At 72.3% G+C, this 11,309-nt stretch carries 14 protein-coding genes; 8 read left to right on the forward strand and 6 right to left on the reverse strand.

Annotation, left to right across the window (positions count from 1 at the left end; all coding sequences use genetic code 11):
* Together BN12_RS25100 and BN12_RS26580 are read left to right on the forward strand one after the other, a co-directional pair.
* On the forward strand, positions 1 to 507 hold a 507-nt coding region (locus BN12_RS25100; protein ID WP_048556260.1), incomplete at its 5' end, for a C40 family peptidase.
* 289 nt (positions 508 to 796) lie between these two features.
* A complete protein-coding gene (locus BN12_RS26580) occupies positions 797 to 904 on the forward strand; it encodes a type II toxin-antitoxin system RelE family toxin (protein WP_157635438.1) in 108 nt (35 codons plus the stop codon).
* Positions 905 to 917: 13 nt separating this feature from the next.
* Here the strand turns inward: BN12_RS26580 and BN12_RS10080 are convergent, their stop codons facing one another.
* Positions 918 to 1,130, reverse strand: a complete 213-nt coding sequence (locus BN12_RS10080; RefSeq protein WP_048552138.1) for a hypothetical protein — start codon at positions 1,128 to 1,130, stop codon at positions 918 to 920.
* 149 nt (positions 1,131 to 1,279) lie between these two features.
* Between BN12_RS10080 and BN12_RS10085 the strand changes: the two genes are divergently transcribed.
* Genes BN12_RS10085 through BN12_RS10095 form a run of 3 tightly spaced genes read left to right on the forward strand, consistent with a single transcriptional unit; the run spans position 1,280 to position 3,572 of the window.
* Positions 1,280 to 2,020: a phosphotransferase gene (locus BN12_RS10085; RefSeq protein WP_235432366.1), complete on the forward strand. Its 741-nt coding sequence runs from the start codon at positions 1,280 to 1,282 to the stop codon at positions 2,018 to 2,020.
* A 29-nt stretch (positions 2,021 to 2,049) separates the two neighbouring features.
* Entirely contained in the window at positions 2,050 to 2,574 is a 525-nt protein-coding gene (locus BN12_RS10090; RefSeq protein WP_235432367.1) for an RNA polymerase sigma factor, read from the forward strand.
* Positions 2,571 to 3,572 (forward strand): hypothetical protein, encoded by a 1,002-nt coding sequence (locus BN12_RS10095; protein ID WP_048552144.1) that lies wholly within the window; start codon positions 2,571 to 2,573, stop codon positions 3,570 to 3,572. The genes BN12_RS10090 and BN12_RS10095 overlap by 4 nt, the downstream gene beginning before the upstream one ends.
* A 30-nt stretch (positions 3,573 to 3,602) precedes the next feature.
* Here the strand turns inward: BN12_RS10095 and BN12_RS10100 are convergent, their stop codons facing one another.
* From BN12_RS10100 to BN12_RS10115, 4 genes are all read right to left on the reverse strand, one after another.
* Complete coding sequence (locus BN12_RS10100; protein WP_083454980.1) at positions 3,603 to 4,121, reverse strand: GNAT family N-acetyltransferase; 519 nt, start codon at positions 4,119 to 4,121, stop codon at positions 3,603 to 3,605.
* Between the two features lie 165 nt (positions 4,122 to 4,286).
* Positions 4,287 to 5,588 carry an MFS transporter gene (locus tag BN12_RS10105; protein WP_048552146.1) on the reverse strand — a complete coding sequence of 434 codons (1,302 nt, stop codon included), beginning with the start codon at positions 5,586 to 5,588 and terminating at the stop codon, positions 4,287 to 4,289.
* A complete protein-coding gene (locus tag BN12_RS10110; RefSeq protein ID WP_048552147.1) occupies positions 5,581 to 6,156 on the reverse strand; it encodes an ArsR/SmtB family transcription factor in 576 nt (191 codons plus the stop codon). The genes BN12_RS10105 and BN12_RS10110 overlap by 8 nt, the downstream gene beginning before the upstream one ends.
* A 275-nt stretch (positions 6,157 to 6,431) precedes the next feature.
* On the reverse strand, positions 6,432 to 8,393 hold the full coding sequence (locus BN12_RS10115) for an oxidoreductase (protein WP_083454550.1): 1,962 nt from the start codon (positions 8,391 to 8,393) through the stop codon (positions 6,432 to 6,434).
* Between the two features lie 274 nt (positions 8,394 to 8,667).
* On the opposite strand from BN12_RS10115, the gene BN12_RS10120 reads away from it, so the two are divergent.
* Together BN12_RS10120 and BN12_RS10125 are read left to right on the forward strand one after the other, a co-directional pair.
* Positions 8,668 to 8,997 (forward strand): hypothetical protein, encoded by a 330-nt coding sequence (locus BN12_RS10120; RefSeq protein ID WP_048552151.1) that lies wholly within the window; start codon positions 8,668 to 8,670, stop codon positions 8,995 to 8,997.
* 352 nt (positions 8,998 to 9,349) lie between these two features.
* Positions 9,350 to 10,006 (forward strand): hypothetical protein, encoded by a 657-nt coding sequence (locus tag BN12_RS10125; RefSeq protein WP_048552153.1) that lies wholly within the window; start codon positions 9,350 to 9,352, stop codon positions 10,004 to 10,006.
* 69 nt (positions 10,007 to 10,075) lie between these two features.
* Here BN12_RS10125 and BN12_RS10130 read toward each other — a convergent pair whose 3' ends face one another.
* On the reverse strand, positions 10,076 to 10,846 hold the full coding sequence (locus BN12_RS10130; protein WP_048552155.1) for a helix-turn-helix transcriptional regulator: 771 nt from the start codon (positions 10,844 to 10,846) through the stop codon (positions 10,076 to 10,078).
* A 92-nt stretch (positions 10,847 to 10,938) separates the two neighbouring features.
* Between BN12_RS10130 and BN12_RS25105 the strand changes: the two genes are divergently transcribed.
* Positions 10,939 to 11,309 (forward strand): hypothetical protein (locus BN12_RS25105; RefSeq protein ID WP_048552157.1); only part of this gene is annotated, 371 nt, incomplete at its 3' end.

Consider the following 11,309-nt stretch of genomic DNA (forward strand, 5'->3'; position numbering starts at 1 on the left):
CAGGCCGCCGCGGCCAAGGCGCGGGCCGAGGCCCTCGCGCGGGCCAAGCGGGCGAGCACGTCCCGGTCCGGCTCGTCGGGCAGCTCCTCGAGCGGCCACTCCAGCGGCTCGTCCGGGCACTCGTCGAGGCCGCCCGCCCCGAAGCCGGCGAGCGGGACCGCCGCGGTCCTCGCATACGCCCGGGCGCAGATCGGCAAGTGGTACTTGTGGGGCGCGGCGGGGCCGAACCAGTTCGACTGCAGCGGGCTGACCATGATGGCGTGGCGTCAGGCCGGGGTGTACCTCAGCCACTACACGGGCGCGCAGTGGTCGGAGACCTCGCGGGTGGCCCTCAGCGACATGCGGCCGGGCGACCTCGTCTTCTACGGGTCGTCGGGTCCGTCGAGCCACCACGTCGGTCTCTACATCGGCGGCGGCCTGATGATCGACGCGCCGCACACGGGTGCGCAGGTCCGCATCGAGTCCATCTACTGGGGAGACCTGCTCTCCTCCGGCGGACGCCCCTGAGCCCTACCGGGTGCTTGGCCACAGTCGCAGTCTGGGCTCACCCGGCCATGGGCATTCAGGGGCCCCACCCGGCCACGGGGCACTCTCGGGCTCACCCGGCCACGGGCGCACAGCGTGGGCGGCCCCACCGACAGGCAATGGCGGGTCTGTTGGTCCGGTCGTGATCCAGATCGTGCTCAGAGATGGACCAGGTGAGCCGGCGGGTCGCCCCATTGCCTGTCGGTCGGGCCAGGGGTCGGCCCACCGAACGCCAGCCGGCCCCCACCGGGCTCTGGTCGGGGTTGCCTGAGTGCGGCGGTCGGCCCGGCGCGGAGACTTCCGGATCAGCTACCGCGTCGCCGACACGGTGACAATCCTTGCCATCGAGCACCGCAGCGACGTCTATCGCCCACGCTGACCTCCTCCTCAGGTCATGCCAGGCCGAGGCCGGCCGTGACCTGCTCCCCCGGAATGGGAGCTTCGCCGGCTTCAATCCCGGCGCGAGCGGTCCGGGCGGCTTCCAGGTCGGCCAGGTCCTCGGCTGCCGAGTTGAGGCGGTCCAGGTCGTCGTCCTCGCGCCGCCCCCGGGATGCCGACCGGATGGACGACGGATGGACGTGCAGGGTGGTGTCGTGATCCTTCACCGGTACACGAGCCGCGGAACGACGATCGCGGCTCGAGTGCTGGTTCGGGGAGCCGGCCGAGTCGTGGTCGCTCGCGCGGGAGGCGTGACCTCGACCCCTGTCGTGGTGCGCGGCGCCTGAACTCGGAGCCCTCGGACTAGGTTGTCCGCGTGGCGGACCCTGACGACATACCCCTCGTTGGGGGCAACATGGGTGAGGTCTTCCGGCGGGGCGACACCGTCGTCCGTCGCGCGGGGTCGTGGACTCCGGCGGTGCATCGGCTCCTGTGGCGCCTGCACGAGGCCGGTGTCGAGGGCGTCCCCCGACCGATCGCCACGGAGGACGGTACGGAGATCCTGTCGTACGTCGAGGGCGAGGTGCCGCGCTACCCGCTTCCGGGGTGGGTCTGGGGCGTGCCGGCGTTGGTGTCGGCGGCGCGGTTGCTGCGTCGGGTCCACGACGCCACGTTGGGTGGACCGTGGGAGGGGCCGTGGCGGTCACCCGTCCACGAGCCGGTGGAGACCGTATGCCACAACGACTTCGCGCCGTACAACCTCGCCTTCGCCGATGGTCGGGTCGTCGGTGCGATCGACTGGGACTACGCCTCGCCAGGCCCGCGGATCTGGGACCTGGCGTACCTTGCATACCGGCTCGTGCCGCTGACGACCGTGCCCGACGACGCGTTCACGCCGCAGGAGCGAGCGGCCCGGCTCGCCCTGCTGCTCGGGGCGTACGGCAGCGACGCCGAGCCGGCCGAGCTGGTGCAGGTCGTCGTCGACCGGCTGCGGGAGCTCGCGGCCCTCACCGACGAGCTCGCCGAGCAGCTCGGGAAGCCCGAGCTGCACGAGCACGCTGCTCTCTACCGCGTGGACGCCTCGGCCCTCGCCGAGAATGCCGACGGGTCGGTGTGACATCGGATCGCGGCCGGACATTGCCGGACGTGAGGGACCTCGAGGAGCTCTTCCGGGCGTATGCCACGAACGTCTACGCGTACGCCCGTCGGCACGTCGGCCCGGATGGCGCGGACGACATCGTGTCCGAGACGTTCCTCGTCGCGTGGCGCCGACGCGAGGAGCTGCCCGAGGCCCCTCTGCCCTGGCTGCTCGTGACCGCGCGACACCTCGTCTCGAACCAGCGACGGTCCGGACGTCGCGCGGACCAGCTGTGGCTGGCCGCGGTGCGGGACCTGTGGCGGATGCCGGCGGCGATGCCTGCCGACGAGGCCCTCATCGAGCGGGAGGAGCATCTGCGCGCCCTGCAGGCGTGCACCCGCCCGGAGCGGGAGGCACTGCTGCTGGTGGCCTGGGACGGGTTGTCCCCGGAAGAGGCGGCGGCAGTGGCGGGGTGCTCCACGCGTGCGTTCACGGTCCGCTTGAGCCGGGCGCGGGCCCGGATGCGGGCCGCGTTGGGCGAGACCAGCGGGCCGGCGACGTCCCGCCTGTCGATCGTGGAGGAGCGGTCATGACGAACGACCTGTCGACCTACCGTCCGACGCAGCAATCGTTGGAGTCGTTGTGGGGCTCCGAGCACCGCGACCGGATGCTGGCCGAGCTGCTCGCCGACGCCGGCGCACACGGCTCCGGGCCAGCCGGCCGCGGCCGGGCGGGACTGTCACGGCGTCGGGTGCTGACGATCGGGGCCGTCGCCGCCGTGGGGGCAGCCGTGGCGGTGATCGGGCCGAGCGTGGTGTCGCGTCGGGTCACTCCGACGGCGGCCGCTCTGGATCGCCTGGCCGACCTGAACGCTGCCCGGCCGACGGCCGCGGTGGGCCCGGGTCAGTTCTTCCACCAGATCGTTCGCGAAGAGGGAACCTCGGATGACGAAGGCCCCCACATCAGACAGGTCGGCGTTCGGGAGACGTGGACCGCGTTCGACGGGACGATCTGGGACTCCAGCGTGTCCTGGGACGTGCCGAGGAACGACCTGGACTACAGCGGCCCGTACGGGACGATCGACAGCCGGGGTCGACGGCACTCGACGCTGAAGTTCGCTCCGCCGAGCGGTCACGGTCAGGACGTCTCCGCACCCGTGCCCAGGCAGGCCCGCGGGTACCCCACCACCCCGGGGTCGCTGCGCAACGTCCTGCTCGGGGGGCGCCGACCCAGCCGCGGTCACGACCACGACGTGATGCTCGATCGCGAGCTGTTCCTGTCCGTCCTTGCGCTCAACGCCCTGGGGTACTGCCCGCCGCAGGTCACCGCGGCGGGCCTGCGCGCCCTCGAGGACCTGCCTGAGGTCACCGTCACCCGCACCGACACACCCTCAGGCGTTCACGCGCTGAAGGTGTCCTTCGCCGACGCCAGCATCGGTGCCGTCGGCACGCTGACGGCATACTTCTCACCGGACAGCGGCGAGGTCGTGGAGTGGAGCACCGGCGACGCCAGCCGTTACCGCCTGATCACCAACGGCGTCGTCGACGCCGTACCGGAGACGGTGCGCCGCAGGGCGATCGCGATGCACTGAGGATGCGTGGATCGACCAGCCCGGCGCCCCTCACCGGCTGGAAGAGGACGGCGCGAGATCGCGAGCCATCATGATCCGGCGCCCGTGGTCCGACAGGTTCAGCGCCTCCTCCGCCGCCCGCAACCTCGTGATGAACGGCAGTTCCTGCGCCTGCTCGGCAGACAGCTCCGCGAAGCCGTGACGCGTGTAGAACGGCCCGTTCCACGGGATGTCGGCATACGTCATGAGCGTGATCCGCGCGACGCCACGTGCTGCGGCCTCCTCGCAGGCTGCTTCGAGGAGGGCCCCTCCCAGGCCGAGGCGCTGGTGCCGACGTCTCACGCACAGCTGCTCCACGTGGAGGTGGCCGTCGAGGTCGAGCACGTGGGCGAACCCGACCGGCGGACGGCCGGTCACCAGCAGGAAGCCCGGCTGCGCGGCACGCCAGCTCCCGGAGCTGGCGTCCCAGACGACGTCGCCGAGCACGGACGCGAAGAGCCGGTCGGCATCCCGCTCGACGTCATGCAGGAACGGGAGGTCAGCCGGCTCCGCGTCACGGATCGCTTGCATCGTCACCTTCCCCGAACGTCCCCCGACGTGATGGTATGCAGTCCCTTCCTCTCCGGGGAAGCTGACCCGAGTCCGGGGCACGGACCGCCTTCCCCAGAAGCGATCGACCGGTTGCGGCGACCGCCGGGCGAGGCCCCTGGCCGCCGACCGCGACGTCGACGGCCATCAGAGGCTCGTGACGGCTCTCACGTGGATGACGGGTGAGCGGACGATCCACAGGCCGGCGAATCCCCCGACGAGGCCGGCGATCACGAGGGTTGCGGGGACGCCGAAGGTCGTGGCGCACGCTCCGCCGAGCAGGGCGCCGATGGGACGGCTGCCGTAGTTGACCGTCGCATAGGCACCGGCGACGCGACCGCGCATGGCGTCCGCGGTGACGACGGCGCGCATCGCGTTGTTGGTGATGTCGAAGAGCATGACGGCCCATGCCGCGAGGAACTCGGCGGCCGCGATCGACGCGACGCCGGCCACCCCGGCCCCGGCCGCCCCGACGCCCACGGCCGGGGTCGAGCCGACGATCGCGAGGCCCGCGAAGGGGATCGAGGCCGTGGTGACGCCGAGCGCCATGGTGCGGCCGGCCCCGATCCGGGCGGCGACAGGTGCTGCCGTGACCGCGCCCAGCAGCCCGCCGGTGGCGCCGATGCTCAGCGTGAGGCCGATCTCGGCGCTGCCCAGGTGGAGGTGGCGACTCGCATACAGGATGAGCACCGCTTGGATGGCGAACCCGGCGAGGTTCAACGTCGTCGACGCGAGCAGGCTGGCGCGCAGGTAGGCGTGCCTCGCGAGATAGGAGGCGCCACCGCGCAACCGGCGGAGGTACGGCCCCGGTGTCTGCGCGGTGGACCCGGGCGGGCGGAACCGCGTGCGGACCGTCGCGATGGCCGTCGCCGAGAGGAGGAAGGTCAGCGCGTCGACCACGAGCGCGTTCGGGGCGGAGAGCGTCGCGATGAGGACGCCGGCCGCAGCCGGGCCGGCCACGGCCGCGATGGAGAGCGTCGTCGACAGGAGGGAGTTGGCCGCGACGTACTGGGCCTTGGGGACGAGGCGGACGAAGAAGCTCGGGTAGGCGCTGTTGTAGAGCACGCCGCCCGCCCCGAGGGCCACGGCAGCCGCATACAGCACGGGCATGCCCAGGCGGTCGAGTCCGGCAGCGACGGGAATGCTGAGGATCGCCAGGAAACGGAAGAGGTCGGCGGCGATCATCAGCCGCTGCTGGCGGCAGTGCGCGTCGACCCAGGGTCCGATGAGCAGGGACGCGAGGTTGGGCACCCAGACAGCCGCGGTCAGCACTCCGACCTGTCCCGGTGAGGCGTCGAGCACGACGACGGCCAGGAGGGGGAGGCCGAGCGCGGTGATCTGGTCGCCGAACGCGGACAGGGCATGACCGAGCCAGTACCGGTCGAACATCGCGTCCCGCCAGATGGACCGGTCGACCGCCGAGAGCTCCGCCGCATGCCGGTCAGTCATCGTCAGGGGCGGCGGCCGGCATGACGTAGCGCAGGATCCGAACCCGGCGGGAGCCTTCCGGAGCGCTCTCGGGAGAGCGGTTGGCGAGCGGGGCGAGCAGCGCCTCCATCGCCGTCTCGAGGTGCGCGATCTCGTCCGGAGTGGCGAGGACGCCGGTGTTCCATCGGGACGCGACGGCGAGCCATTCGGGCTCCAGGTGAGGGCGCGTCTGCGATGCCCATCGCGTGACGAGGTCCCCCTCGGCCTGCTCCATGAGGTCGAGCAGGGCGATGCCCGGGGCCGGGTCCCGCGGGTCGACGTCGAAGCGGAACCCCGACCCGACCACCCGCCACCACCGCGACCGGCCTCCGCCGTGGTCGCCGGGCGCGTCCTCGACGAGACCGTGCTCGGCGAGATGCCGCAGGTGCCAGCTCGTCACCGACGGACTCGCCCCCACCATGGGCGACAGGCGGGTCGCCGTGGACGGGCCGTCGGCCCGCAGCCGCAGGAGGATCGCCAGCCTTACGGGGTGTGCGAGCGCCCGCACGCCCCGAGCGTCGAGCTCGACGTCGCCGAGTTCGTTGGTCATCGGACGTCCTTTGAGAGAGATCTATCGATAGGACTCTCTCAATACTGCCTCGAGGTGTCAAGGCGGTACGCGAGGGCTCGCGGGCATGGGTCTCGGCCGGCTGCTGCGCGGGGCGATCGACCCGGCGTCCGCATACACGGACATCCCACCTCCAGGGCTCGGTGGTCCGCCCGACCGGGGCGGGCGTCATCGTGGCGGACGCGGTGCAGCTGCTTCGCGACGGGCCGCGTGTTTCGACCGTCACGCCCTCGACGGCGAGGTTGCGGGAGACGCCGTCACAGGAGGACCTCCTCGGCAGGGGAGGGGCGGCTGCCGGCTAGGACATCGACGACGGACGTGGCGTCGGCGATGGCGTCGGTGACGCTGCGAGGCCGGAGCGCGTCACCGATGAGCCGCACGTCGTGCCCGGCGTGCGCGAGGGCGGCGAAGAGGTCGGTGACCGGTCCGCACCCGACAACGGGCACGAGAAGGTCCGCCGGAACGGTGAGGGACGGCTCACCGAACACACCCGTGAGGTGGAGCACGCCGTTCGCGATCGCGGTGACCTCGCGACGCTCGACGACGCGGACGCCGGCTTCGTTGAGCGACCGCAGGAGAGGGAACAGCGTCGTGATCCCCTCGCCCTCCCCGGCATGCAGCCGGCTCGTCACGAGGGTGACGTCGCATCCGTCGTCGGCGAGCTTCTCACCGAGGAGGAGGGCGTCGGGGCCGCCGATCCGGTCGACGACGACGACCCGCCCGGACTGTGCGGACGTGAATGCGGTGTCCACGTCGACGTGGAGGATCGTGCCGTCGTCGGCGATCACGCGCAGCGGCAGTGGCGATGCGCCGGTCGCCAGTAGAACGTGCTCGGGCGCGAGGCTCGTCACCGCTTCGGCCGTCGCGGGTCGCCCGAGATGCACGCGGACCCGCAGCTCGTCGAGCTGCCGCTCCGCCCACGCGATCCAGGTCCGGAACTCGCGGCGGCTCGGTGCGGCGCTCCACGTCCTCAGACGTCCTCCGACCTCGTCTGCCGTGTCGAAGACGTCCACGGAGAACCCGGCGCCCCCGAGTCGGCGCGCCGCCTCCAACCCGGCCGGCCCCGCGCCGATGACGACCACGCGCCTGCCTGCGCCGACCCCGGCGGGAAGCGGCGCGCCGGTCGATGCGGCGTCGGGGTTCACCATGCAGGTGAGCGGGGTCCCGCTCAGCAGCGAGTTGACGCAGACGTTCGACCCCACACACGGCCTGACGTCGAGCTCGGCGCCGTCTCGGCTCTTCGGCAGGAGATCGGGATCGGCGATGTGCGCCCGGACCATCCCGACGAGGTCGGCGTCGCCCGCGGCGAGCAGGTCGTTGGCCTCGGCGATGGACAGGACTCGACCGACGGCGGCGACGGGGATGTCGACGGCATCGGTGATGACGTGCGCCGCGTGCCGGAACAGGCCGTGGCGCGCAGGCGTCGGCGGCCAGTGCCGGACCCGGGCCTCGAGGCGGTTGTTGTTGCCGACCATGACGCTCAGGTAGTCGCAGTGGGGCTCCAGGGCGCGGGCGATCTCGATCGACGACTCCGGCGTGAGCCCGCCGGGGACGAGGTCGTCGATGCCGAGGCGCACCCCGAGCAGACGGTCGGGTCCGAGCGCTGCACGCGCGGCGGTGAGGACCTGGAGGGGCAACCGCAGGCGGTTCTCCACCGAGCCGCCGTACTCGTCCTCGCGGTGGTTGGTCAGCGGCGAGAGGAAGGAGGCGAGCAGGAGCCCGTGGGCCATGGAGATCTCCACCCCGTCCAGGTCGCCCCGGCGGCACCGGTCCGCCGCTGCGGCGTAGAGCTCCACGATGTGAGCGAGCTGGCTGGTGGTGGCGGGCACAGCCATCTGGCGGGCCACTTCGGAGAAGTCGAGGGAGGCGCCGACGACGTGCGGTCCGCTGTACTCGGTCGGGCCCGGGTGCGCCAGCTGGGCCAGCATGGTCCCACCCTCGGCGTGCACCGCCTCCGCCAAGCGCTGGTAGCCCGGGACGCAGGACTCGTCGACGTTCCAGAGACAGATGTCGCTCCACTCGGCCGACGGGAGGATCGGTGTCGCCCCCGTGACCTGCATGGCCAGGCCGGCCCGAGCCCGCTTCCGGTGGTATGCGACGTACGGGTCGCTCACGCGCCCACCCTCGGCCAGGCCGGGCTGGTGCGCCGGAAGGTAGACCCGGCTGCGCAGCATTCGCCCACCTACGCGCAGCGGTCGGTCGACGAGCCATTCACCCATCGGCCACCTCCTTCTCGTCGGCCGATCGTTGACGGATGATATCCGGGATCCGCTGTGCCCCAGCAGGTCTCCGCGCTGGGTCGGGGTCTGGATGACTCCGTTCGATCGGAGGGGTATGCCGTCCTGCGCTCAGCCGACGGTGCTACCGTCGGAGTACTGGAGCAGCAGCTCACCGGTGGTGGGACCCACCGGGGCGCCCGACGCCGAAACGCACCGTGCCGACGGTCCCTGCCAGGTCGAGGAGCAGGACGTCATGGCAGGCGCGGCGCAGCATATGGTCATCGACTTCAGTCACCGGGGCAGGCCCTTCTGGCTGCCCGCCACGGGCTGGGGCAACGGTCTGGACGACGAGTCCTGGGCCGCCATCGTGGACGTCCGGAGCGAGTACGCCGCGGACCTCATCCTGCTCGAGCTGAGGCGCGCGGGGGTTCCGGGGTATGCGGCGCCGGTGCGGCCGCCGAGGCCGAGGACCCGGCATCAGGATCCGGGCACCGAACGGGTCCGGATCTGGGTGGGCTGCCGAGCGTTCGGGACGGGGGAGACGACGATCCTCCATGCCCTTCCCGAGCTCGCCGCGCACCTCGGCGGGTCGGTCCTGGCCTGACCGGGCGTGCCAGTCACGAGGGACCGACGCCATGTCATCTGCGACACCAGCCACCGACCGTGGGCCGACCTGTGCGGGACCCCCGGGGTGGCATACCTCGCCGTCTACGACACCGGCCTCCGACCGTGGGCCGACCTGTGCGGGAGCGCCGGGGTGGCATACGTCGCCATCTACGACACCGGCCTTCGACCGTGGGCCGACCGGTGCGGGAGCGCCGGACTGGCATACCTCGCCATACGCGACACCCGCGCCCGACCGTGGGCCGACCCATGCAGGACCCCCGGGTCGGCATACGTCATCGGGCCCGATCCGCGTCGACCTCAGCGGCCTCGACGGACGACCGCTCGATGCCGTGCGTCTCCTCCTCGTGGGCGATGTGCTCCGCCGCATCGTGGAGGTCACGTCGGGCGACCGGATCGCCGTCGACGTCGGGCCCGGTCGGTGCGCCCTCACCCGTCCGCTCGGTCGGCTGCTGGATGGTCTCCAGCTGGGCGAGCCGCACCGGCCGAGCGGGCTCGGGGAGGCGGCTTCTACGTCATCCAGTGGGCGGCCCCGGGTTGTCCTCGTCCCCGCGGACACCTCGAACGACATCACGAACCGGCTCGTCCTCCGTGTCGCGTCCGTCAGCCCGCCCGGCCTCGACGACGCTCTGACGCGGCAGCTCGACGAGCGCGACCCGCTCACCCTGAGACTGGCTCTCCTGCGCACCTCGTATGCCGTCCCGGCCGTCCTGTCCGCGGCCCGCCTGCGCCGGGCGGAGGAGACCCTGGACAGGTGGCGGTTCAAAGTCGCCTACTGGAAGGACCAGCCCACCGCACCGCCGCAGGGCATCGAGGACATGCGCGATGCCCTGGCACGGGACCTGGACACCGCGACGGTCCTCCGGATGCTCCACCGGCTGGAGCTCGACCACGGGATCCCTTCAGGCGCGAAGTTCGCGACGTTCGTCGACCTCGACCGGGTCCTCGCCCTCGATCTCCGCCGCCGATGCGGACTCGGACACTGGTGACTGGGCCTGCCGGAGCGGGGAATCACCGGTTCGACCAGGACCTTCCCTGCCGGAATGCCCACCCCACCCTCAGACCGTCGATGCCCGTCCGGTCGCCGACGGCGGTGACGCCCTGGACGGGGGAAGGTAGTCGGCGAGCTCGCGCCCCGGCTCGTAGGGGAAGGGCCGCCCGAGCTCCAGAGCCTCGATGCGATCCACGCGCAGGCTGCGGAAGTCCTCGCGCAGCTCGCACCACGTCGTGACGATCCAGATCGGCGCGAAGAACGCGATGGACAGGGGACGCACCGTGCGGGCCGTCGTGCGGCCGGACTCGGCGGTATACCTCAGCCACACCCGGAGTCGGTGCCGGACGGCCCACCGCAGCTCGGGGAGGCACGCGGGTGCGGGAACCAGATGGCTGCTCGGGGGCGCCACGAGGGTACTGCGTCGCAGCGAGCGCTCCGCGTCGGGAAGAAGGGAACGGGGCAGCCGGTCGTAGAGGTGTGCGGCGGCGTCGGCGAGGGCCTGGTCGCCCCACCGGAAGACGACGCGCAACCCGAGCGCGAGGGCATCCGCCTCGTCGGTGCTGAGTGTCATCGCGGGGACCCGGCGATGACGACCCAGGACGTATCCCACGCCCGGGTCACCGGCGATCGGCACGCCCTGGTGGCGCAGCAGGGCGATGTCGCGGTAGACCGTGCGCGTGGACACGCCGAGACGCTCGGCGAGGTCGGCGGCCCGGGTGACCCCGTGCCCGGACAGCTCCTCGAGCAGGTCGAGGACGCGCTTCGCTCGTCCGGTCTGACCCGCGTCGGTCGCGGCGGCAGGTGACGGGATGGGCTGGGCTCTCGTGACGGTCACCTGGGTAGTGTCGGACCAGCCACTGACAGCCGGTGTCAGCAGTCCGCTCCGGGGGACGTCCCGTCGCCGTAACCCAGGGACACACTCCTCGTATGCCGGACCCCGCCCCCGCGTCGAGCTCGGCCGGTCGAGGGTCGGCACCGCTCGAGGTGCATCGAGACACCCGCCGGGGCACGGTCCTCGTCCTCACCGCAGCGGTGGGCTGGAGCCTGGCGGGCCTGTTCACCCGGTCGGTCGCGGCGTCCTCGTGGGCCATCATCGGATGGCGCGGCGTCTTCAGCGCCGTGGCCGTCGTCGGCTGGCTCGTCGTGGGATCGCCGCGGGCGCGACCGCCTCTCGATGCTGGTGCGTCGGGGGCGCAGCTGTCCGCCGGGGTGCGACCTCCTACCGGGTCCGGCCCGTCGGACGACGCGCAGCTGTGCGCCGGGGTGCGACCTCCTGCCGGGTCCGGCCCGTCGGACGA

It is taken from the genome of Nostocoides japonicum T1-X7 (assembly GCF_001046855.1).
Taxonomy (GTDB): Bacteria; Actinomycetota; Actinomycetes; order Actinomycetales; family Dermatophilaceae; genus Nostocoides; species Nostocoides japonicum.

Excerpts from the sequence above, each read along its gene's own strand:
- BN12_RS10110 (WP_048552147.1), bottom strand. The coding sequence starts at position 6,156 with ATGACCAACGAACTCGGCGACGTCGAGCTCGACGCTCGGGGCGTGCGG.
- BN12_RS10105 (WP_048552146.1), bottom strand. The coding sequence starts at position 5,588 with ATGACTGACCGGCATGCGGCGGAGCTCTCGGCGGTCGACCGGTCCATC.
- BN12_RS10095 (WP_048552144.1), top strand. The coding sequence starts at position 2,571 with ATGACGAACGACCTGTCGACCTACCGTCCGACGCAGCAATCGTTGGAG.
- BN12_RS10100 (WP_083454980.1), bottom strand. The coding sequence starts at position 4,121 with ATGCAAGCGATCCGTGACGCGGAGCCGGCTGACCTCCCGTTCCTGCAT.
- BN12_RS10115 (WP_083454550.1), bottom strand. The coding sequence starts at position 8,393 with ATGGGTGAATGGCTCGTCGACCGACCGCTGCGCGTAGGTGGGCGAATG.
- BN12_RS10120 (WP_048552151.1), top strand. The coding sequence starts at position 8,668 with ATGGTCATCGACTTCAGTCACCGGGGCAGGCCCTTCTGGCTGCCCGCC.